Source organism: Pseudomonas sp. PDM30 (genome assembly GCF_019218985.1).
Taxonomy (GTDB): domain Bacteria; phylum Pseudomonadota; class Gammaproteobacteria; order Pseudomonadales; family Pseudomonadaceae; genus Aquipseudomonas; species Aquipseudomonas jessenii.
Genome location: NZ_JAHUWM010000009.1, coordinates 208,842 through 230,718 on the forward strand (window position 1 = coordinate 208,842; position 21,877 = coordinate 230,718).

The 21,877-nt window shown below is 61.1% G+C and carries 21 protein-coding genes; 13 read left to right on the forward strand and 8 right to left on the reverse strand.

Annotated features, from left to right (window positions below):
• Nucleotides 1-201: 201 nt before the first annotated feature.
• On the forward strand, nt 202-909 hold the full coding sequence (locus tag KW840_RS21405) for a CatB-related O-acetyltransferase (protein ID WP_218497784.1): 708 nt from the start codon (nt 202-204) through the stop codon (nt 907-909).
• A 128-nt stretch (nt 910-1,037) separates the two neighbouring features.
• Here KW840_RS21405 and KW840_RS21410 read toward each other — a convergent pair whose 3' ends face one another.
• From KW840_RS21410 to KW840_RS21425, 4 genes are all read right to left on the reverse strand, one after another.
• Nucleotides 1,038-1,586 (reverse strand): cupin domain-containing protein, encoded by a 549-nt coding sequence (locus KW840_RS21410; protein ID WP_218497666.1) that lies wholly within the window; start codon nt 1,584-1,586, stop codon nt 1,038-1,040.
• A gap of 349 nt (nt 1,587-1,935) precedes the next feature.
• The gene (locus KW840_RS21415) at nt 1,936-3,219 is read right to left on the reverse strand and encodes an FAD-binding oxidoreductase (protein ID WP_218497668.1); all 1,284 of its coding nucleotides are present in this window, start codon (nt 3,217-3,219) and stop codon (nt 1,936-1,938) included.
• 51 nt (nt 3,220-3,270) lie between these two features.
• Nucleotides 3,271-4,761, reverse strand: a complete 1,491-nt coding sequence (locus KW840_RS21420) for an aldehyde dehydrogenase (protein ID WP_218497670.1) — start codon at nt 4,759-4,761, stop codon at nt 3,271-3,273.
• 184 nt (nt 4,762-4,945) lie between these two features.
• Nucleotides 4,946-6,322: a glutamine synthetase family protein gene (locus KW840_RS21425; protein ID WP_090456168.1), complete on the reverse strand. Its 1,377-nt coding sequence runs from the start codon at nt 6,320-6,322 to the stop codon at nt 4,946-4,948.
• A 284-nt stretch (nt 6,323-6,606) separates the two neighbouring features.
• On the opposite strand from KW840_RS21425, the gene KW840_RS21430 reads away from it, so the two are divergent.
• The 5 genes from KW840_RS21430 to KW840_RS21450 all read left to right on the forward strand — a co-directional run bounded on the left by KW840_RS21430 (nt 6,607) and on the right by KW840_RS21450 (nt 11,971).
• Nucleotides 6,607-7,368, forward strand: coding sequence for a gamma-glutamyl-gamma-aminobutyrate hydrolase family protein (locus tag KW840_RS21430; protein WP_218497673.1), 762 nt, complete (start codon nt 6,607-6,609; stop codon nt 7,366-7,368).
• A gap of 366 nt (nt 7,369-7,734) precedes the next feature.
• Nucleotides 7,735-8,877, forward strand: coding sequence for a polyamine ABC transporter ATP-binding protein (gene potA / locus KW840_RS21435; protein WP_102672777.1), 1,143 nt, complete (start codon nt 7,735-7,737; stop codon nt 8,875-8,877).
• The gene (locus KW840_RS21440) at nt 8,874-9,788 is read left to right on the forward strand and encodes an ABC transporter permease subunit (RefSeq protein WP_150814396.1); all 915 of its coding nucleotides are present in this window, start codon (nt 8,874-8,876) and stop codon (nt 9,786-9,788) included. The genes potA and KW840_RS21440 overlap by 4 nt, the downstream gene beginning before the upstream one ends.
• Complete coding sequence (locus KW840_RS21445; protein ID WP_218497675.1) at nt 9,785-10,669, forward strand: ABC transporter permease subunit; 885 nt, start codon at nt 9,785-9,787, stop codon at nt 10,667-10,669. Before KW840_RS21440 ends, KW840_RS21445 begins: the two co-directional genes overlap by 4 nt.
• Before the next feature lie 204 nt (nt 10,670-10,873).
• Complete coding sequence (locus KW840_RS21450) at nt 10,874-11,971, forward strand: polyamine ABC transporter substrate-binding protein (protein ID WP_150814395.1); 1,098 nt, start codon at nt 10,874-10,876, stop codon at nt 11,969-11,971.
• A 269-nt stretch (nt 11,972-12,240) separates the two neighbouring features.
• Here KW840_RS21450 and thpR read toward each other — a convergent pair whose 3' ends face one another.
• Complete coding sequence (gene thpR / locus KW840_RS21455; RefSeq protein WP_218497678.1) at nt 12,241-12,783, reverse strand: RNA 2',3'-cyclic phosphodiesterase; 543 nt, start codon at nt 12,781-12,783, stop codon at nt 12,241-12,243.
• 122 nt (nt 12,784-12,905) lie between these two features.
• On the opposite strand from thpR, the gene KW840_RS21460 reads away from it, so the two are divergent.
• Nucleotides 12,906-13,100: a hypothetical protein gene (locus tag KW840_RS21460; protein WP_056727280.1), complete on the forward strand. Its 195-nt coding sequence runs from the start codon at nt 12,906-12,908 to the stop codon at nt 13,098-13,100.
• A gap of 14 nt (nt 13,101-13,114) precedes the next feature.
• Here KW840_RS21460 and KW840_RS21465 read toward each other — a convergent pair whose 3' ends face one another.
• Complete coding sequence (locus KW840_RS21465; protein ID WP_090456179.1) at nt 13,115-13,468, reverse strand: DUF1428 domain-containing protein; 354 nt, start codon at nt 13,466-13,468, stop codon at nt 13,115-13,117.
• Between the two features lie 17 nt (nt 13,469-13,485).
• Nucleotides 13,486-14,550: a hypothetical protein gene (locus tag KW840_RS21470; protein WP_218497688.1), complete on the reverse strand. Its 1,065-nt coding sequence runs from the start codon at nt 14,548-14,550 to the stop codon at nt 13,486-13,488.
• A 383-nt stretch (nt 14,551-14,933) separates the two neighbouring features.
• Here KW840_RS21470 and KW840_RS21475 point away from each other — a divergent pair, with 383 nt between their 5' ends.
• A complete protein-coding gene (locus KW840_RS21475; protein WP_090456182.1) occupies nt 14,934-15,194 on the forward strand; it encodes a hypothetical protein in 261 nt (86 codons plus the stop codon).
• Nucleotides 15,195-15,232: 38 nt separating this feature from the next.
• On the opposite strand, the gene KW840_RS21480 is transcribed toward KW840_RS21475, so the two are convergent.
• The gene (locus tag KW840_RS21480) at nt 15,233-15,469 is read right to left on the reverse strand and encodes a hypothetical protein (RefSeq protein ID WP_090456183.1); all 237 of its coding nucleotides are present in this window, start codon (nt 15,467-15,469) and stop codon (nt 15,233-15,235) included.
• Nucleotides 15,470-15,647: 178 nt separating this feature from the next.
• Here KW840_RS21480 and KW840_RS21485 point away from each other — a divergent pair, with 178 nt between their 5' ends.
• The 5 genes from KW840_RS21485 to KW840_RS21505 all read left to right on the forward strand — a co-directional run bounded on the left by KW840_RS21485 (nt 15,648) and on the right by KW840_RS21505 (nt 21,837).
• On the forward strand, nt 15,648-17,411 hold the full coding sequence (locus tag KW840_RS21485; protein WP_218497691.1) for an L-lactate permease: 1,764 nt from the start codon (nt 15,648-15,650) through the stop codon (nt 17,409-17,411).
• Nucleotides 17,412-17,631: 220 nt separating this feature from the next.
• On the forward strand, nt 17,632-19,131 hold the full coding sequence (gene glcD / locus KW840_RS21490) for a glycolate oxidase subunit GlcD (protein WP_218497694.1): 1,500 nt from the start codon (nt 17,632-17,634) through the stop codon (nt 19,129-19,131).
• Nucleotides 19,131-20,195 (forward strand): glycolate oxidase subunit GlcE, encoded by a 1,065-nt coding sequence (gene glcE / locus KW840_RS21495; RefSeq protein ID WP_218497695.1) that lies wholly within the window; start codon nt 19,131-19,133, stop codon nt 20,193-20,195. The genes glcD and glcE overlap by 1 nt, the downstream gene beginning before the upstream one ends.
• Nucleotides 20,196-20,198: 3 nt before the next feature.
• Entirely contained in the window at nt 20,199-21,416 is a 1,218-nt protein-coding gene (gene glcF, locus KW840_RS21500; protein WP_218497698.1) for a glycolate oxidase subunit GlcF, read from the forward strand.
• Between the two features lie 19 nt (nt 21,417-21,435).
• Nucleotides 21,436-21,837, forward strand: a complete 402-nt coding sequence (locus KW840_RS21505) for a heme-binding protein (protein WP_218497701.1) — start codon at nt 21,436-21,438, stop codon at nt 21,835-21,837.
• The last annotated feature ends 40 nt before the right edge of the window (nt 21,838-21,877 follow it).

Below are 21,877 nucleotides of genomic sequence, written 5' to 3' on the forward strand. Positions count from 1 at the left end.
GCAAAAAAAACCCGCATTTCTGCGGGTTTTCAATGGCCACCGTTCAGTTGGCTACAGCAGCCATCAGCAAACTGAAACGCGCAAAAACCATTTTTGAGTAACGTCTAAAAAGTTCATCTACCCCGGCCGATTCATTTAGACTCGGCCGTTGGCTCATGGGGCCGGGCCATGCCCTATAACGGATATCCAAGACAGCTGTTCATGAAAACAATAATTAGTTACTTGCGAAATAGTTACTGGAAAAGATGGATCCGCAAACACAAATGCAAAGTGGCGGGCGGTTTATTGTCGGTGCACAAAAGATCGACAGTGACCCTAGAAGAAGGCGTGACGCTTGGGCATGTGGTCATAGAGTCGAAAAAGCTGGAAATTGGTGCGCATACCTATATCCGCAGTGACTGCGTCCTTTCGGCGGTCTCATCCATTGGCAGGTTTTGCTCCATTGGCAGCAGCTGTTTTATCGGCCAACAAAAGAGCTCGCATCCGTTGGACTGGCTCAGTTCACATCCCTTTCAATATACCGACACGGCGCTGGTTTACGACCCGGAGGTTGCGGACATCACGATTGGGCATGACGTCTGGATCGGCCATAGTGCGATGATCCTGGAAGGCGTGACCATAGGCACCGGCGCTGTCATCGCAACCCGCGCCCTGGTTGCCCATGACGTGCCACCGTATGCCATTGTTGCCGGCACCCCGGCAAAAGTTGTCAAGTATCGGCATACACCCGAGTTGATTGAGGCGCTGATCGACAGCAAGTGGTGGGATGTTGATGTCGAGGTACTCAAGACATTACCGCTCAATGATCCGCAAGCCACTTTATCTCTGTTGGCCACCCTGCAGAAAGAAACGCGTGCCGACTACCAACAGATCGAAATAACCCGCAAAGGGTGCAGTATTTCGTCTTGAGCATTGGAAATGACCAACACTGCACATTCAAGATGCCCGGCCAAACCAGATTCAAATTATAAAAAAACCCGCATCAGAGGCGGGTTTTAACGGCTGGATCCTGATGATCCCTGCCCAAAAAGCGGTTATCAGAAGTTCGCCGGTGTGTTGGCGCTGATGATTTCCACCTCATCCGCCCCGATATTGCGAAACCGGTGCGGCAAGGTCGTCGGGAAGTAATAGCCATCCCCGGCGTTGAGCACACTCACCTGGCCATCCACGGTCAACTCCACGGTACCCCGGGTCACCAACCCACACTCCTCGCCTTCGGAATGCACGATCGGCTCTTCGCCGGAGCTTGCGCCCGGTGCGTATTGCTCGCGCAGAAGGCGCATCTGCCGGCTTGGCACGGACGCGCCGATCAGCAGCAAGCGCAGGCCATGGCGGCCGAGGTCAGGCTGTTCGTTGGCGCGGAAGACGTACTGGTGTTCGCGCGGCGGCTGATCGAAGGTGAAGAAGTCGGCCAGGGACATGGGGATGCCCTCCAGCAATTTCTTCAGGGAGCTGACGGAAGGACTGACCCGATTCTGTTCGATCAGGGAGATGGTTGCATTGGTGACGCCGCTACGCCGGGCCAGCTCGCGCTGGGACAGTTTGTAGCTTTCGCGTACTAATTTGAGTCGTGAGCCCGTGTCCATGACAGCCTTATGTGCGTACCGCTTAAGGGTAATGGGGGTGGAGAGCAGGCGCGGATCACGCCGTTTTCCGGTCCCGGAAACGTGAAAGGCGGCTATTAAATCACGTTTGTTCGTAATGCTCAGCAGGTTCGATAAACGGCTGAAAAAAAGAACCTGTTGATGATAATTCTGGGTCAAGACACAAGACCTGTGGGAGCGAGCTTGCTCGCGATGGTGGCGGGTCAGTCAACATCAATGTCGAATATCAGACCGCTATCGCGAGCAAGCTCGCTCCCACAGGGGATTTGGTGTTTCTGGTATTAAAAAGCCGGCGGCACCCTTTGGGGAGATGCCGCCGGCGAGGTAAAGCTTAGATGCCGAAACGGTCACGCAGCGAGTAGTACACCGCGCCGAGGGCGGTCAACGGCGCCGAGAAGGTACGCCCGCCGATCATCGGCATGTGCGGCAGCGAGGCAAATGCATCGAAGCGCTCGGCGTCGCCACGGATCATTTCCGAGATCAGTTTGCCGGCCAGGTGCGAACAGGTGACGCCGTGGCCGCTGTAGCCCTGCATGTAGTAGGCGTTTTTCTCTATACGGCCGAATTGCGGCATGCGCGACATGGTCAGCAGGAAGTTGCCGGTCCAGCGGTAGTCGATCTTCACGTCCTTCAATTGCGGGAAGGTCTTGAGGATCTTCGGGCGGATCAGTTGTTCGATGTCGTCCGGCTCGCGTGCACCGTAGACCACGCCGCCGCCGTACAGCAGGCGGTTGTCGGCGGTCAGGCGGTAGTAGTCGAGCAGGTAGTTGCAGTCTTCCACGCAGTAGTTGTTGGTGATCAGGCTTCGGGCCTGCTTTTCAGACAACGGCTCGGTGACGACGATCTGCGAACCGCACGGCATGCTCTTGCTGGTCACGCGGTTGTCCAGGCCTTGCGGCAGGTAGGCGTTACCGGCGATCAGCAGGTACTTGGCCTTCACCACGCCTTTGGCGGTGCGCACGGTGATGGGCTCGCCGTAGGTGATTTCCACCGCCGCCGACTGCTCGTAGATCTTGCCGCCCAGGCCGATGATGGCCGAGGCCTCGCCCAGGGCCAGGTTCAGCGGGTGAATGTGGCCGCCCTGCATGTCCAGCAGGCCGCCGACGTAGGCGTCGGAACCCACTTCGCGCTTGATGTCGGCCGCGTCGAGCATTTTCAGGTTCTTGTTGCCGTAACGTTCCCAACTCTTCTTCTGTTCGGCCAGGCCCTTGAGTTGCTTTTTGTTCATCGCCGCGAAGATGCCGCCGGGGCGGTAGTCGCACTGGATGCCGTAGTGCTGTATGCGCTGACGGATGATGTCGGCGCCTTCGAAGATCATGCTGCCGAGGACTTCGGCAGTCTTGTCGCCATAGCGCTCTTCGATGACATCGACGTCGCGGCTATAGGAGTTGACCAGTTGACCACCGTTGCGACCGCTGGCGCCGAAACCGACTTTGGCCGCTTCGAGCACGGTCACGCTGTAGCCCGCTTCGGCGAGAAACAGGGCCGAGGACAGGCCGGTGTAGCCGGCGCCGATCACGCAGACGTCGCAGTCCACCGCCCCTTCCAGCACCGGGAAATCACCGGTGAAGTTGCGGGTGGCGGCGTAGTAGCTGTTTACATGTGCTTGTTTCATACAGTTCTCCGATGGCCGCCGACAGAGCCGGCGACCGTCGCTTTATTGTTATCAGAGCTTGATCCAGGTCGCCTTGAGTTCGGTGTACTTGTCGAACGCGTGCAGCGATTTGTCCCGACCATTACCCGACTGCTTGAACCCGCCGAACGGCGCGGTCATGTCGCCGCTGTCGTACTGGTTGACCCAGACGCTGCCGGCACGCAGGCCACGGGCGAAGGTGTGGGCCTTGCTCAAGTTGCTGGTCCATACACCAGCGGCCAGGCCGAAGATGCTGTCGTTGGCAATCGCCAGGGCTTCATCGAAGGTGTCGAAGGTGATGACCGACAGCACCGGGCCGAAGATTTCTTCCCGGGCGATGGTCATGGCGTTGGTCACGCCGTCGAAAATCGTCGGTTCCACGTACTGGCCACCGGTGTCTTCGAGGGTGCGGCTGCCGCCGGCGATCAGTTCGGCGCCCTGCTCTTTGCCGATGCCGATGTAGCGCAGTACGTTGTCCAGTTGACGCTGGTCGACGACCGCGCCGACGGTGGTCGCAGGGTCGAGGGCGTGGCCCGGTTTCCAGGCTTGCAGGGCTTCCACCAACAATGGAATGAATTGCTCGCGAATCGAACGTTCCACCAGCAAGCGAGAACCGGCAGTGCAGACTTCCCCCTGGTTGAAGGCGATGCCACTGGCCGCCGCCTGTGCTGCCGCGCGCAGATCCGGCGCGTCGGCGAACACCACGTTCGGGCTCTTGCCCCCGGCTTCGGCCCAGACGCGTTTCATGTTGCTCTGCCCGGCGTAAACCATCAGCTGCTTGGCAATCGCCGTGGAGCCGGTGAAGGCCAGCACGTCGACGTCCATGTGCAACGCCAGCGCCTTGCCAACGGTGTGGCCGTAGCCCGGCAGGACGTTGAACACACCTTTCGGGATGCCGGCATCCAGCGCCAGCTGCGCGATGCGGATCGCGGTCAGCGGGGACTTTTCCGAAGGCTTGAGGATGAACGAGTTGCCCATTGCCAGGGCCGGGGCGAATTTCCAGCTGGCCATGATCAACGGGAAGTTCCACGGCACGATGGCCGCGACCACGCCGGCCGCTTCGCGGGTCACCAGGCCCAGTTGATCCTGGGGCGTGGCGGCGACTTCGTCGTAGATCTTGTCGATGGCTTCGGCGGTCCAGCGGATCGCGTTGGCGGTCGCCGGAATGTCGATGCTCATGGAGTCGCTGATCGGCTTGCCCATGTCGAGGGTTTCGAGCAGGGCCAGTTCTTCCTGGTTCGCCAGGATCAGGTCGGCGAAACGGATCAGGATGCGCTTGCGCTCGGCCGGGGCGAGGTTGGCCCACACGCCGGATTCGAACGTACGACGCGCCACGGCGACCGCTGTATTGGCGTCGGCTTCGTCGGTGCTGGCGACGTTCGCCAGGAAACGACCGTCCACGGGGCTGATGCATTCGAACGTCACGCCGCTGGCGGCCGCGCAGTATTGGCCGTCAATGAATGCGCGACCTTCGATGGTTAGGGACTGGAAGCGCTGCTCCCAATCGCTGCGAGTGTTTGTCATGGTTGTGACTCGACGCAGGGGAATAAGAATCTGAAAAGAACCGCAATCCCTGTGGGAGCGAGCTTGCTCGCGATAGCGGTGGGTCAGACACCATCCATGTTGAATGTGATGGCCTCATCGCGAGCAAGCTCGCTCCCACAGGGTTTGGCGGTGCACACAGGATTTGTGTGTGCCGCCAACGCCGTCAGACGGTGTGCAGGTACCAGTTGTACTCAAGGTCCGAGATGGAGTTCTCGAACTCGGCCAGCTCGCTTTCCTTGCACGCCACGAACACGTCGATGTACATCGGGTCGATGTAGCGCGCCATGACTTCGCTATCGTCCAGCTCGCGCAGTGCGTCGCGCAGGTTGTTCGGCAGGCTCTGCTCGTTCTGCTCGTAGCTGTTGCCTTCCACCGGGGCGCCCGGTTCGATCTGGTTGGTCAGACCGTGGTGAACACCGGCCAATACCGATGCCATCAGCAGGTACGGGTTGGCGTCGGCACCGGCTACACGATGCTCGATGCGCACGGCGTCCTTGGAGCCGGTCGGTACACGCACGGCCACGGTGCGGTTATCGATGCCCCAGCTCGGCGAGTTCGGTACATAGAACTGCGCGCCGAAACGACGGTACGAGTTGACGTTCGGGCAAAGGAACGCCATCTGCGCCGGCAGGGTCTCGAGCACACCGCCGATCGCGTGTCGCAGCGCGGCGTTCTGCTCGGGATCCTCGCTGGCAAAGATGTTGTTGCCTTCTTTGTCGAGAATCGAAATGTGCACGTGCAGACCGTTACCTGCCTGGCCCGGATACGGCTTGGCCATGAAGGTGGTGTCCATCTCGTGGTCGTAGGCGATGTTCTTCACCAGACGCTTGAGCAGGACCGCGTAGTCGCAGGCCTTGATCGGGTCAGCCACGTGATGCAGGTTGACTTCGAATTGCGCCGGGGCGCTTTCCTTGACGATGGCGTCAGCCGGGATGCCCTGCTCTTTCGCGCCTTCGAGGATGTCTTGCAGGCAATCGACGTATTCGTCGAGGTCGTCGATCAGGTACACCTGGGTCGACATCGGACGCTTGCCGGACACCGGCGAACGTGGCGATTGCGGACGACCGTTCACGTTGTCCTGGTCGATCAGGTAGAACTCCAGTTCGAACGCGGCGCAGATGGTCAGGCCCATGTCGTCGAACTTGCGCACGATATTGGCCAGCACTTCACGCGGGTCGGCGAAGAATGGCTCGCCTTCGATTTCGTGCATGGTCATCAACAGTTGCGCGGTCGGGCGCTTCTGCCATGGCTCGATGCTGAGGGTGCCGGGGATCGGGTAGCAGATCCGGTCGGCATCGCCGATGTCCAGACCCAGGCCGGTGCTTTCCACCGTGGAACCATTGATGTCCAGAGCAAACAGAGAGGCCGGCAGGTTGATGCCTTTCTCGTAAACCTTATGAAGACTGGTGCGCTCGATGCGCTTGCCGCGCACCACACCGTTCATATCCGCAATCAGAAGGTCGACGTACAAAACCTCAGGATGTTTCTTAAGGAATGCGTTTGCTTCGTTGAGTTGAACGGCACGCAGAGGGACCGACATGATGCACCTATTTTTTTACTGTTAATTATTATGTTCACCGCCCTTTCACGAGCCCAGTCAATCCGAAAGGCAAAGTGAAGTCAATAGCGAACACCTGGCCTTTCAACGTTTATTTTCGGGCCTCTCAGGGGGACGAGAGTGCCAGATACGCCCTCAAACACGCGTAAACCCTGAAGATCGGACGTGCGGCGTTTAGAATTTTTTACATGAGAGTTGTTAATTAAAATCAACAAGGCTAAGCTCCGGAAAAGCTCGTTCAAGTGTGAAACTTCGAGGTGATAAAAATGGCACTCAAGCCATTGATCGGCGTTACTGCGTGCGTCAAACAGATTGGCCTGCACCCCTACCACATCAGCGGTGACAAGTACTTGCGTGCTGTCAGCGTTGCGGCGCGGGGGCTGCCTGTCGTTATTCCTTCCTTAGGCGACCTGACCGAAATCGATGACCTGCTGCCGCAGCTCGACGGTCTATTGCTGACCGGCTCGCCGTCGAACGTGGAACCCTTCCACTATCAAGGCCCCGACAGCGCCCCCGGCACGGATCATGATCCGGCGCGGGATGCCACCACCCTTCCCCTGATCCGCGCTGCTATTGCAGCGGGCGTGCCGGTGCTCGGCATCTGCCGTGGTTTCCAGGAAATGAACGTGGCGTTAGGTGGCAGCCTGCATCAGAAGGTCCATGAGCTGCCTGGCTTGCTCGACCATCGCGAGGCCGACCATCCGGACCTGGCCGTGCAATACGCCCCCGCCCATGAGGTGAATGTGCAGCCCGGCGGTGTGTTCGAAGCGCTGGAGCTGCCTGCGGTGTTCCAGGTGAACTCGATTCACGGCCAGGGCATCGACCGCCTCGCGCCCGGCCTGCGCGCCGAAGCCGTCGCGCCCGATGGCCTGATCGAGGCGGTCTCCGTCGAGCACAGCAAAGCCTTTGCCCTCGGCGTGCAATGGCACCCGGAATGGCAAGTGCTGAACAACCCTCCTTATTTGAGTATTTTCCAGGCGTTCGGCGAAGCCTGCCGGCAACGGGCGGCACTGCGTCACTCGAGCTGACGACCTGATACCCACATTCAACGATTGACTGCCCAACGCGAGCGGGCAGGCGCTTGTGCGTGCCCCGCTCGCGAAAACAACACACTGCAATAACAACAAGTACGACCAGGCAGCCAGGATGGCGGCGCCGAATAAACCCGAGCGGTATGGGTGAGTTCGATCAGCAAACGCAAATCCCTGTGGGAGCGAGCTTGCTCGCGATAGCGATGTGTCAGGTGACATCAATGTCGATTGTGCCGGCCTCATCGCGAGCAAGCTCGCTCCCACAGGGTCTGCGTTCTGACCGAAGTCCCCGATACGGGTTTGCAATCCACTATTAAGCCGGGCCGTGTTGGCCGGGCGACTGAAACCTGTTGGGAGTTTCACATGGCAAACGCCTCCAGCATCTACAGGAAGGCTCTTGAGGGTCACCAGGCACCGAAAAAGGTGTTGGTGAAAATCGATCGCGTCACCAAGAAGTTCGACGAAACCATCGCTGTGGACGATGTGTCCCTGGAAATCCACCAGGGTGAAATCTTCGCCCTGCTCGGTGGTTCCGGTTCCGGCAAATCGACCCTGCTGCGCATGCTCGCCGGTTTCGAGCGCCCGACCGAAGGCCGGATTCTGCTCGACGGTGTCGACATCACCGACATGCCGCCGTACGAACGACCGATCAACATGATGTTCCAGTCCTACGCGCTGTTCCCGCACATGACGGTAGCGCAGAACATCGCCTTCGGCCTCAAGCAGGACCGTTTGCCAGCGGCCGAAATCGACGCCCGGGTGCAGGAGATGCTGCGCCTGGTGCACATGACCCAATACGCCAAGCGCAAGCCGCACCAACTGTCCGGCGGCCAGCGTCAGCGCGTGGCCCTGGCCCGTTCCCTGGCCAAGCGTCCGAAGCTGCTGCTGCTCGACGAACCGATGGGCGCACTGGATAAAAAGCTGCGTTCGCAGATGCAATTGGAGCTGGTGGAGATCATCGAGCGCGTGGGCGTGACCTGCGTGATGGTGACCCACGACCAGGAAGAGGCCATGACCATGGCCCAGCGTATCGCGATCATGCACCTGGGCTGGATCGCCCAGATCGGCAGCCCGGTGGACATTTATGAAGCACCGGTCAGCCGCATGGTCTGCGAATTCATCGGCAACGTGAACGCCTTCGACGGCACCGTGGTCGAGGACCTGGAAGGTCACGCGATCATCCACAGCCCGGACCTGGAGCAGAAGATCTACGTCGGTCACGGCGTCAGCACTTCGGTACAGGACAAGTCGATCACCTACGCGATCCGCCCGGAAAAACTGCTGGTCAGCACCGTCAAGCCGGATAACCGCTACAACTGGTCCGCTGGCAAAGTGCATGACATCGCCTACCTGGGCGGGCACTCGGTGTTCTACGTCGAGCTGCCTGGGGGCAAGATCGTCCAGTCGTTCATGGCCAACGCCGAACGCCGTGGTGCGCGTCCGACCTGGGACGATCAGGTCTACGTGTGGTGGGAAGACGACAGCGGCGTGGTACTGCGCGCATGAAAACCTTCAATCAGCAATTCCTGAGGTGGGTCCCCAGCGGGCGCAAGTTCGTCATCGGGATTCCGTTCATCTGGCTGTTCCTGTTCTTCATGTTGCCGTTCTTCCTGGTGATGAAGATCAGCTTCTCTGAAGCGGCCCTGGCCATTCCGCCCTACTCGGAGATCTACACCTTCGCCGAGCAGAAATTCCAGCTGTTGCTCAACATCGGCAACTACACCCTGCTGGGCGAGGATGAGCTGTACCTGTCCGCCTATCTGGGCTCGTTGAAGGTGGCGTTTTTCAGCACCGTGATGTGCCTGGTGATCGGTTTCCCGATGGCCTACGCCATCACCAAGGCCAGCAAGGAAGCGCAGAACGTGCTGATGCTGCTGATCATGATGCCGACCTGGACCGCGATCCTGATCCGCGTTTATGCGTGGATGGGCATCCTCAGCAACAACGGCCTGCTCAACGGGTTCCTGATGTGGACCGGGCTGACCTCGCACCCGATCGAGATCCTCAACACCAACATCGCCGTCTACATAGGCGTCGTCTATGCATACCTGCCGTTCATGGTGCTGCCGCTGTACGCCAACCTGGTCAAACATGACCAGAGCCTGCTGGAGGCCGCATCGGACCTGGGTTCGAGCACCTTCAACAGCTTCTGGAAAATCACTGTGCCTTTGGCCAAGAACGGCATCATCGCCGGTTGCATGCTGGTGTTCATTCCGGTGGTCGGTGAGTTCGTGATTCCGGAACTGCTGGGCGGCCCGGAAACCCTGATGATCGGCCGTGTGTTGTGGCAAGAGTTCTTCAACAACCGCGACTGGCCAGTGGCGTCCGCCCTGGCGGTGGTAATGCTGTTGATCCTGATTGTGCCGATTCTGCTGTTCAACCGCAGCCAGGCCAAAGAGATGGAGGCACGGGGATGAAACGCTTCGGATTTTCAAAGTTCATGCTGATTTTCGGCCTGTCGTTTATCTACCTGCCGATGCTGATTCTGGTGATCTACTCGTTCAACGCCTCCAAGCTGGTGACGGTGTGGGGTGGCTGGTCGATCAAGTGGTACGCCGGTTTGCTCGACAACAGCCAGTTGATGGGTTCGGTGCTGCGCTCGCTGGAAATCGCCTGCTACACCGCGATTGCGGCAGTCGCACTAGGGACGCTGGCCGCGTTCGTCCTGACCCGCGTCACACGCTTCAAGGGCCGCACGCTGTTCGGTGGCCTGGTCACCGCGCCGCTGGTGATGCCTGAAGTGATCACCGGCCTGTCGCTGTTGCTGCTGTTCGTGGCCATGGCGCAGTTGATCGGCTGGCCGATGGAGCGTGGCATCGTCACGATCTGGATCGCCCACACCACGTTTTGTGCCGCCTATGTGGCAGTGGTAGTCTCCGCCCGCCTTCGCGAACTGGACCTGTCCATCGAAGAAGCGGCCATGGACCTGGGTGCGAAGCCGTTCAAGGTGTTTTTCCTGATCACCATTCCGATGATCGCGCCGTCGCTGGCGGCCGGCGGCATGATGTCGTTCGCCCTGTCGCTGGATGACCTGGTGCTGGCGAGCTTCGTGTCCGGCCCGGGTTCCACGACCCTGCCGATGGAGGTGTTCTCGGCGGTGCGTCTGGGCGTCAAGCCCGAGATCAACGCCGTGGCCAGCCTGATCCTGTTGGCAGTGTCGATCGTGACCTTCATGGTCTGGTACTTCAGCCGCCGTGCCGAAGCCACCCGCAAGCGCGCGATCCAGGAAGCCATGGACCAGACCGCCAGCGAATCCTGGCAGCAACCGAAAAAGCAAATGCTGGAAGCCACCGCCTAAGACGCTGTGGTTTGCTCTTTGTGGCGAGGGGGCTTGCCCCCGTTCGGCTGCGCAGCAACCGTAAAACCAGTGCGTTCGGTGTAACTGAAACACCGCGGAATCCGGTTTTGGGGCCGCTGCGCGACCCAACGGGGGCAAGCCCCCTCGCCACAGGTGTTGTGTTCACTGTTTTGTGTTTTTGAATAAAAAAATGGAGTTGTACCGATGAAAATGTTTGGCAGGACTCTGCTGACACTGTCCTTATTGGGCGCAATCGCCACCGGCGCCCAGGCCAATGACAAGGTTCTGCGCGTCTATAACTGGTCGGATTACATAGGCCCGGATACCGTCAAGAAGTTCGAGGACGAGACTGGCATCCAGGTGACCTACGATGTCTTCGACAGCAACGAAACCCTTGAGGCACGCCTGCTGGCGGGCAAATCCGGCTACGACATCGTCGTGCCGTCCAACAGCTTCCTGGCCAAGCAGATCAAGGCCGGTGTCTATCAGGAACTGGACAAGTCGAAGCTGTCGAACTGGAAAAACCTCAACCCGGTGCTGCTGAAAAACGCCTCCGCGAGCGATCCCGACAACGCCCACGCCATCCCGTACATGTGGGGCTCGATCGGCATCGGCTTCAACCCGCAGAAGGTCAAGGAAGTGCTCGGCGCCAACGCCCCGACCAACTCCTGGGACCTGCTGTTCAAACCGGAAAACGCCGAGAAGCTAAAAGCCTGCGGCATCAGTTTCCTCGACTCGCCGACTGAAATGATCCCGACCGCCCTGCACTACCTGGGCTACCCGGTGAACGATCAGGACAAACAGCACATCGCCGAAGCCGAGGCGCTGTTCATGAAGATTCGCCCGAACGTGGCGTACTTCCATTCGTCGAAATACATCTCGGACCTGGCCAACGGCAACATCTGCGTGGCCGTCGGTTACTCCGGCGACGTGCTGCAGGCCAAGGCCCGCGCCCAGGAAGCCGGGGACAAGGTGAAGATCGACTACAGCATCCCGAAAGAAGGCGCCGCCAGTTTCTACGACATGCTCGCCATCCCGCGCGATGCCGCCAACGTCGAGAACGCGTACCTGTTCATGAACTTCCTGATGCGCCCCGACGTGATTGCCGACATCACCAACAACATCGGCTACAGCAACGCGAACGCTGCGGCCACGCCACTGGTCGATGAAGCGATCCGCAACGATCCGGGCTCCTACCCGCCGGAAGCGGTGATGGCCACGCTCTATGCCGTGCCGGACCAGCCGATTGCCGTCCAGCGGATCATGACCCGTGGCTGGACCAAGGTGAAGTTGGGCCAGTAATTCACTCAGTTGATCTGCTGAGCCTGACATTGCCATCGCGAGCAAGCTCGCTCCCACAGTGGTCCGTGTTGAACCAATGATGTGCGAACGACGCTACCCCCCTGTGGGAGCGAGCTTGCTCGCGATGAGGCCAGAACAGCCAGCACACATTTCAGCTTTACCCATTTCCGTTCACGCAGCGCCTTACCACCGCTGCCTCTCCTGCAAGTAGAACGGCCTCACCTGGCTCCCTCGGTTCAGGTGAATTTTGGCGCCCTCGGGCGCCTTTTTTATTGGGAATCGATCAAAGGCCATTCGGCCAGTGCCCGATAGCGGCCCTTGTGGGATTCGAACAGGGTGAACCGGTCGGCACGCAGGAGGAATTCCGGCGCCGTTGCGGACTCCGGCACCGGTGCCCGATACTGCCGTGCCAGGGTCAGATGCGGACGGTATTCCCTTGGCGCTTCCTCCAGCCCGAACGGCAACATCGCCTGTTCCAGGGCATACACCAGGCGCAACAATGCCGGGGGCGCCTGCTCCGGTGCGAGCACCAGCGCCCCTGCCCTGCGCCACACGTCCAGCCGATCCAGCACCACCGTCAAACGCTCGCCCGGTGTACGGATCGCCGCCGCAGCGGTACAGATATCGGCAATCTGCGCCGCGCCCACCGCCCCCAAAAACTTCAGCGTCAGGTGAAAGTTTTCCGCCGGCACCGGCCGTCCGTTGCGCAGTTGCAGCGCACTGCGCCACTGCGCTATCTCCCGGCGCTGGGCCGGGGCGCAGTTCAGCGCAAAGAACAGACGCTTGAACGGCTCGCGGGATTCGTCGTTCATGCCGGACACCTCGTGGGAAGACTGCCTGAGTGTACTCAACACCCGCCTGCCGACCAGCGCATTTCTGGCATCGTGGGGCAGGCGCGTTATAGTTCTAGCATCCCGAAAAACCGGAGGGGGCCATGCGACAGATCATCAGCAAGGAACCATGGTGGGCCAGACCGCCCGAGCCCGGCCAGGATGAACTCAAGCTGGAATGGGGCTGGCTGGTGCACTACAGCGAAGGCGAGCCGCGCTTCGAGTTCATCCGCGAGCGGCCGACGGACGACGAGATCCGCCAGCGCAAGAGTTGCAGGATCACCCCGACGCCGGAGTGATCCCGCGTGCGGCGTCAGGCCTGGAGGAGCAATTCGAACCCGCCGTACACCATGCGCTGGCCATCGAAGGGCATCGGATTGACGTCCGGCTTCATGCGCGGGTCCTGCATCATCTTGTCCATTCCGGCATTGCGCCTGGCCTTGTCCGGCCAGACGATCCAGCCAAAGGCAACGGTTTCGCCTTCCTTGAGTTTCACCGACATTGGAAACGAGGTGACCTTGCCTTCCGGGACATCCTCGCCCCAGCATTCGACCACGCTCAAGGCACCGTTTTCCTTGAAAATCGAGGCGGCGATTTCGGCGTGTTTGATGTATTGCTCACGGTTGGCGGTGGGTACGGCAGCGATAAAACCATCGACATAAGACATGAGTATCTCTCCTTGGGTCATGGGGTGTTCTGCTGGGTAGTCGATTGCGCTGGCGTCCAATCGACAGTGCCGGTACTCAAACCGACCGGCGGTTCGGTACGCACCGCCAGGCTGCCTTCGATCTGCCCCGCCATGTAAAGCGTGCCAGCCATGACGCCAGTGGTCGGGTTCTGCACCAGTTTGAGCCAGGCCTTGTCGAAGGTATTGCCCAGGCTGCTGCGGATCAGCGCCTCGCTGTCGGGCCGGTCATTGGCCTGAATCAGTGCGCGAATGCCCGCCACCCCTATCGTGATCAAGCCACCGGCGAGTCTCCCGGCTGCCGCGGCCACGGCGCTGGCGGCCCCGCGCGGGGCCATCTCGGCTTCCATCCGCCGGCTGGCGCGCCTGGCCACCGGCGCCATCGCGGTGTCGGTCGAGCCCACCCCCTTGTCGCCACCGGCCTTGTGGATTTTGTCGACCAGCGCGGCGAAGGCCGGCAAGGTGTTCAGCGATTCGGTGTGCACGATCTGGTACAACGAGGCGTCCCGCGCCGGCGGCGGCCCGAGGGCGATGGCCGGGATTTTCTGGATGCGCCCGTTGAGCTGGGCCATCGGCACGCCGTGGCGGGTGGAGGTTTTCTGCAGCTCTTCCTTGAGGATGTCGACGTAGAACGCCGCTGCCAGACCGAGAATCGCATCGGGATCGACTTCCAATGCCGCCGGGGCCAGGACCTTCTCCTGATAGGCTTCGAGCAGGTACGCCGCCAGGCGTTTTTCCGATGCGTCCTGCTCACCCTTGGCGCTGAGGGTGTACCAGCTGACCTTCACCGACAGCCATTCCTGGGTCCAGTAGCTACTGAACCACGGAATGAAATTCTGTTCGGTCAACTCATAGACCCGTGTGCGCCAGTACTCCATGGCGCCGCGGGCGTAGATTCTGGTTTGCTCGGTGGCTGACTGCGACGCAGCGACGATCTCCCGGTCCACTTGCTGCCAGGTGCTCGTTGAGACGATGACCGGCACCACTTCCACCGGCGCACGCGGCGGTGTGGCGCACCCCGCCAACACCACCAGCACGGCGACGATCAGCGAACGCAGGCTCAAGATTGCGACTTCCCGCAGTGTGCACCGGACGAAATGCCCGACACTCGAAACCATCGGTTTAAGTATAGGTGGCGGTGCTCTGTCGGCCGCCATCGCGAGCAGGCTCGCTCCCACCCTGGTCGGCGGTGAACCTGTGGGAGCGAACCGGCTCGCGATGGGGCCAGAGCAGACAGCGCAAATTGCACCATCACTTGCGTCGATATTCACCATCGCCGCGATTGCCTTCCGCTTGAACGCCGTCAGCGTAGGATCAAATCCAAGCCAACACGAAACCCCGAATCGGAGGGGAACCTCATGCTGATCCATCTGCTGACCTGCCTGGCCCTGACGGCGTTCACATTGAGTGTGTTTGCCTGGTACGTCCTGAGCGAGGAACAAACATCATGATTCACACTGTCACCCTCGCCGTACGTTTTCCGGTGTTCGGCAACAATTTCTACGCGCAGGAATTCGAGTCACGTAAAGAGTTGACTCTTCTGTTCGACGAGAAGTTCGAGGCGTTGCTGATCCCGGCAGCCGATCATCACTTCAGCAACGAAGTGGTCGGGCTCAATGATCAGTTCCGTTTTTTGAATGACGTGCTGGTCGAGCATCTGCTGGATGTCGAACTGGCAAAAGGCTCGGCCCGTTCGTTCGGGTTCTGACAGCGACCGCCGGTCGCCCGGGCACGGACGGCAACCGCTCACAACGTTCGCTGGCTATTGCCGATCCCCTTGGCAATATCAATCCCCCAATCCATCGCCGCTTCCATGTCCAGCATGTGCGGCCGCGGGTCGTGGTTCTCATCGATGGCCGAGCCGTCCGGCCGATAGACACCGATGAACATGCCCAACGAACCGTCCTTCAATATCTCTGCCTTGACTTTGATGTTGCATCCGTTCGATAGCGTTTCCTTGTGCTCCATATGGCGCTCGGTCATGACTGCATTGCTCCCCTGACTGAATTCAAACCCTACTGGCCATGCTAGCTCAGCCCTCCGGAATGCGCCGATTGGCAGGACCGGAGGCCGGCCCTGACAGCGGCGCAATGCCACCTATACTCAAGGCCACCTCCCCCAGGGGATCTGCACGTCCAACAATAAAAAGCAGAGGTGGAACATGGTCTGGCAGCAAGTCTACGATCCGTTCGGTAACCCGGTGCTTTCAACGCTCATGGCGGCTGTGCCGGTGGTGGTGATGCTGGCGGCCCTCGCTTTTTTTCATATCAAGGCGCACCTGGCGGCGTTGCTCGCCCTGGTCTCGGCCTTGCTGATCTCGATCTTCGCCTTCGGCATGCCGGCGAGCATGGCCGGTTCCGCGGCGCTGTTCGGTGCGGCCAACGGCCTGCTGCCGATTGGCTGGATCGTGTTGAACATCATCTTCCTGCATCGCCTGACCACCGAGAACGGTTCGTTCAAGGTGCTGCAAGACTCCCTGGCGCGCATCACCGATGACCGGCGCCTGCAATTGCTGCTGATCGCCTTCTGCTTCGGGGCGTTTTTCGAGGGCGCCGCCGGTTTCGGTACGCCGGTGGCGGTGACCGGGGCGATTCTGATCGGGCTGGGGTTTTCGCCGCTCGCCGCTTCAGGGCTGGCACTGATCGCCAACACCGCCCCCGTGGCGTTCGGCGCCCTCGGCACACCGATCATCACCCTGGCCAAGGTCACCGGGCTGGATGAAATGGAGCTGTCGATGATGGTCGGCCGGCAGTTGCCGTTCTTCTCGGTGCTGGTGCCGTTCTGGTTGATCTGGGCCTTTGCCGGCTGGCGCAAGATGGTGGAAATCTGGCCGGCGATCCTGGTGGCCGGGGTCAGTTTTGCCGTGCCGCAGTTCCTGGTGTCCAACTATCACGGGCCGATGCTGGTGGACGTGATCGCCGCACTGATTTCCATGGCCTGCCTGACCGGTTTCCTCAAGGTGTGGAAACCGGCCACCGTGCATACCTCCGCCGCCCTGTCCGGCCGGGTCGACAACTCGAAGATCGATGCCGAGCACGACGAAAAGCCTGTACCCACTGCAACCTTTGCCAATGAAGCAAAACCGGCAGTGATGCGGGCGTGGATGCCGTGGCTCATCCTCACGGTCTTCGTGTTCATCTGGGGCACCCAGGGCTTCAAGAACACCTTCGACACCCGCCCCGCCATCGACCCGCAAACCAGTGCCGCCAAGCTCGATCCTCAGGGCAAGCCGATGCGCGAGGCGAACCCGCTGTTTGCGCCGGTCGTGACCTTCACCACCCTGCACTTGCAGGTCGAGAAAGTCCCGCCCGTGGTGGCCGCGCCGAAAACCGAAGAAGCGGTGTACAAGTTCACATGGTTCACCGCCACCGGCAGCGGCATTCTGCTGGCGGCGATTGTCGGCGGTTTGCTGATGGGGTACTCGATCCCGCAACTGATTCACCAGTACCTGCGCACTTTGTGGGTGGTGCGTTATTCGCTGATCACCATAGTGGCGATGCTCGCGCTGGGCTTCCTCACGCGCTACTCGGGCCTGGATGCGACCATGGGCCTGGCTTTCGCCGCGACGGGCATTTTCTACCCGATGTTCGGCACCCTGCTCGGCTGGCTCGGCGTGGCGTTGACAGGTTCAGACACCGCGTCCAACGTGCTGTTCGGCGGCCTGCAACGGGTGACGTCCGAGCAGTTGGGTATCAGCCCGGTGTTGATGGCTGCAGCCAACAGTTCCGGTGGGGTCATGGGCAAGATGGTCGACGCCCAGTCGATCGTGGTCGCCTCCACCGCCACCCGCTGGTACGGCCATGAAGGGGAAATCCTGCGCTACGTGTTCTTCCACTCGATTGTGCTGGCGATCCTGGTCGGTGGCCTGGTGACGCTGCAGGCCTACGTCGCACCGTTCAGCCATATGGTGGTGGGCGGACATTGATCCCTGTGGGAGCGAGCTTGCTCGCGATGGCGGAGTGTCATTCAACATAGATGTCGACTGGTCTGCCGCTATCGCGAGCAAGCTCGCTCCCACATCTATGGATGGTGGTACGTCGAGCAGACAACGATCCCATGGACAGCTGAGCCTGACGGGCCAATGATTAAGACAGTGGACCGCGAATACAGACCTCACGCATCAACAAAACGAGTGTCGAGCGCCGATGAACATTCTCTACGATGAACGCGTTGACGGCGCCTTGCCCGACGTCGACAAACAGGCGCTGTTGCACGCCCTGAAAACCCGCTTGCCAGCTCTTGAGATCTTGCATCAGCGCGAGGAAACCAAGCCCTACGAATGCGACGGGCTGTCGGCCTATCGCACCACGCCGATGCTGGTGGTGCTGCCCCGATCCATCGACGAAGTCCAGGGGGTGCTGCGGGTCTGCCATGAACTGCGCGTCCCCGTCGTGGCCCGTGGCGCGGGCACCGGGTTGTCCGGCGGCGCGTTGCCCTTGGAGAAAGGTGTGCTGCTGGTGATGGCGCGCTTCAACAACATCCTGCACATCGATCCAGCCGCCCGTACCGCACGGGTTCAGCCCGGCGTACGCAATCTGGCGATTTCCCAGGCAGTGGCACCCTTCGGCCTGTATTACGCGCCGGATCCTTCCTCGCAAATCGCCTGTTCCATCGGCGGCAACGTCGCGGAAAATGCCGGTGGCGTGCACTGCCTGAAGTACGGCCTGACCGTGCACAACGTGCTCAAGGTCGACATCCTCACCGTCGATGGCGAGCACCTGAGCCTGGGCTCCAACGCCCTCGATTCCCCCGGTTTCGACCTGCTGGCGTTGTTCACCGGATCCGAAGGCCTGCTCGGGGTGATCACCGAGGTCACGGTCAAGCTGCTGCCCAAGCCGCAGACCGCCAAAGTGCTGCTGGCGGCGTTCGATTCCGTGGAAAAAGCCGGGCGCGCCGTCGGCGACATCATTGCCGCCGGCATCATCCCCGGAGGCCTGGAAATGATGGACAACCTGGCCATCCGCGCCGCCGAGGACTTCATCCACGCCGGTTATCCGGTGGATGCCCAGGCCATTCTGCTGTGCGAGCTCGATGGTGTTGAAGCCGATGTCTCAGATGACTGCGACCGGGTGCGCCAGGTACTGCAACAGGCCGGCGCCACCGAGTTACGCCAGGCCAAGGACGAAGCCGAGCGTGTGCTGTTCTGGGCCGGGCGCAAGAATGCCTTCCCGGCGGTGGGTCGTCTCTCGCCGGACTACTACTGCATGGACGGCACCATTCCCCGTCGCGAACTGCCCGGCGTACTGCACGCCATCGCCGAGCTTTCGAACGAATACGGCCTGCGGGTGGCCAACGTGTTCCATGCCGGCGACGGCAACATGCACCCGCTGATCCTGTTCGATGCCAATCAACCCGGTGAACTTGATCGAGCCGAAGCCCTGGGGGGCAAGATTCTGGAGTTGTGCGTGAAAGTCGGCGGCAGCATCACCGGTGAACACGGCGTGGGCCGCGAGAAGATCAACCAGATGTGCGCGCAGTTCAACAGCGATGAGCTGACCCTGTTCCATGCCATCAAGGCCGCCTTCGACCCCAGCGGCCTGCTCAACCCCGGCAAGAACATTCCGACCCTGCACCGCTGCGCCGAATTCGGTGCCATGCACATACATGGCGGTCAATTGCCCTTCCCCGAGCTGGAGCGCTTCTGATGCACGGCCCTGAAGATTTCGATGACAGCCAGTCACTGCTGGAACAGGTCAATCAGGCGCTGGAAAACGCCACGCCCTTGCGCATCCAGGGTTCCAACAGCAAAGCCTTTCTCGGCCGCACCACGGCCGGGGAGATTCTCGACACCCGCTCGCACCGGGGTATCGTCAGTTACGACCCGACTGAACTGGTGGTCACCGCCCGTTGCGGCACACCGTTGTCGCAACTGACGCAGGTGCTGGACGCCGCGCAACAGATGCTGCCCTGCGAGCCACCGTCCTTCGGCGACGGCGCCACCGTCGGCGGCATGATCGCCTGCGGGCTGTCCGGGCCACGGCGCCCTTGGTCCGGTTCGGTGCGCGATTTCGTGCTCGGCACGCGGGTCATCACAGGGCAAGGCAAGCTGTTGCGCTTCGGTGGCGAGGTGATGAAAAACGTCGCCGGCTACGACCTGTCGCGCCTGATGGCCGGCAGTTACGGCAGCCTCGGGCTGATCACCGAAGTCTCGCTCAAAGTACTGCCCAAACCCCGGCAGTGCCTCAGTATCAGCCTGGAAATGGACGCCGAACGGGCCTTGTTGCGTCTGGCGGAATGGGGCCAGCAGCCGTTGCCGATCAGCGCGGCTTGTCACGACGGTTCACGCCTGCACCTGCGGCTTGAGGGCGGTGAAGGTTCGGTATCGGCGGCCCATGAGCGCCTCGGGGGCGAACGGCTGGAGTCTTGCTGGTGGGACGATCTCAACGAACAGCGCTTGAGTTTCTTCGATGAAGACCAACCGCTTTGGCGCCTGTCTCTGCCGCACAACACGCCGCTTCTGTCGTTGCCGGGGCGCCAGTTGATCGACTGGGGGGGCGCCCAGCGCTGGCTGAAATCCGATGCCGAAGCAGCGTACATCCGCCAGGTCGTCGACGAGGTCGGTGGCCATGCCACCTGCTTCAGCCACGGCCTGACCGACACTCCATTCCAGCCTCTGCCCCCGGCCCTGATGCGCTATCACCGCAACCTGAAACAACAGCTCGATCCACGGGGTATCTTCAACCCCGGACGCCTGTACGCGGAGCTTTGAACCATGCAGACGACCTTGAGTGAACGCGCCAGCCAATTGCCCCGCGCCGCAGAAGCCGAAAGCATCCTGCGCACCTGCGTGCACTGCGGGTTCTGCAATGCCACGTGCCCGACCTATCAATTGCTCGGCGATGAACTGGACGGACCACGGGGTCGCATTTACCTGATCAAGCAGGTGCTGGAAGGCAACGACGTCACGCAAAAGACCCAGCAGCACCTGGACCGCTGCCTGTCGTGCCGCAACTGCGAAACCACCTGTCCGTCGGGCGTCGACTACCACAACCTGCTGGACATCGGGCGGGCGGTGGTCGATGCGGCGGTGCCACGCCCGCTCGGTCAGCGCCTGTTGCGCGAAGGGTTGCGGCAGACCGTGCCGCATCCGGATTTGTTTAAAAGCCTGATCAATGGCGGCCAAGTGTTCCGCGCACTGCTGCCCGACTCCCTGCAAAGCAAATTGCCGCGCAGTGCATACCCGGCCAAACCGCGACCCATGACCCTGCGCGAGCGTCAGGTGTTGATGCTCGAAGGTTGCGTGCAGCCCAGTCTGTCACCCAACACCAATGCCGCGGCGGCGCGGGTGCTGGACCGCTTGGGGATCAGCGTCATCGCGAGCCGCGAAGCCGGTTGCTGCGGCGCCGTGGACTACCACCTGGACGCCCAGGCCGCCGGCCTCGATCGTGCCCGGCGCAACATCGACGCGTGGTGGCCGAGCCTGGAAAAAGGCGCCGAGGCGATTGTGCAGACCGCCAGCGGTTGCGGCGCCTTCATCAAGGATTACGGCCACCTGCTCGCCAGCGACCCGGCCTATGCCGACAAGGCAAAAAAGGTCAGTGCGCTGGCCAGGGACCTGGTGGAAGTGTTGCGCGACGAACCGCTGGAGCAACTCGGCATCCACGCCTCGCAACGCTTGGCCTTCCATTGCCCCTGCACCCTGCAGCACGGGCAGAAACTCGGCGGTGCCGTGGAAGCGCTGCTGACCGGACTCGGTTTCAACCTGACGTCCGTCCCCGACGGGCACCTGTGCTGCGGCTCGGCGGGCACCTATTCGCTGACCCAGCCCGAACTGTCGCGACAACTGCGCGACAACAAGCTCGACGCCCTGGAAAGCGGCCATCCGGAGGTCATTGTCACGGCCAACATCGGCTGCCAGTCACACCTCGACGGCGCAGGGCGAACCCCGGTGCGGCACTGGATCGAACTGGTCGAAGCCAACTTGCCTTAACCGAACCCTGGAGATGCCCATGAACCGCAAAGCTGTCCTGAGCCAGGCCGAAGTCGGCCAGATCATCAAAGCCGCCCGCGCCGAAGCACAGGCCAATCAATGGGCCGTGACCATAGTGGTGGTCGATGACGGCGGCCACCCGCTGGCCCTCGAACGCCTCGACGGCTGCGCACCTGCCAGCGTGTATATCGCTACCGAAAAGGCACGCACCTCAGCCCTCGGGCGACGCGAATCGAAAAGCTATGAGGACATGGTCAACGCCGGGCGCTACGCTTTCCTCTCGGCACCCTTGCTGACTTCGCTTGAGGGTGGCGTGCCGATTGTTTTTGATGGGCAGGTGATAGGCGCTGTCGGGGTGTCGGGGGTCAAGCCTGAACAGGATGCGCAGGTAGCGAAGGCCGGGGCGCAGAGCGTGAAATGAGGTTTTGGCATCATCACTTCCCCCTGTGGGAGCGAGCTTG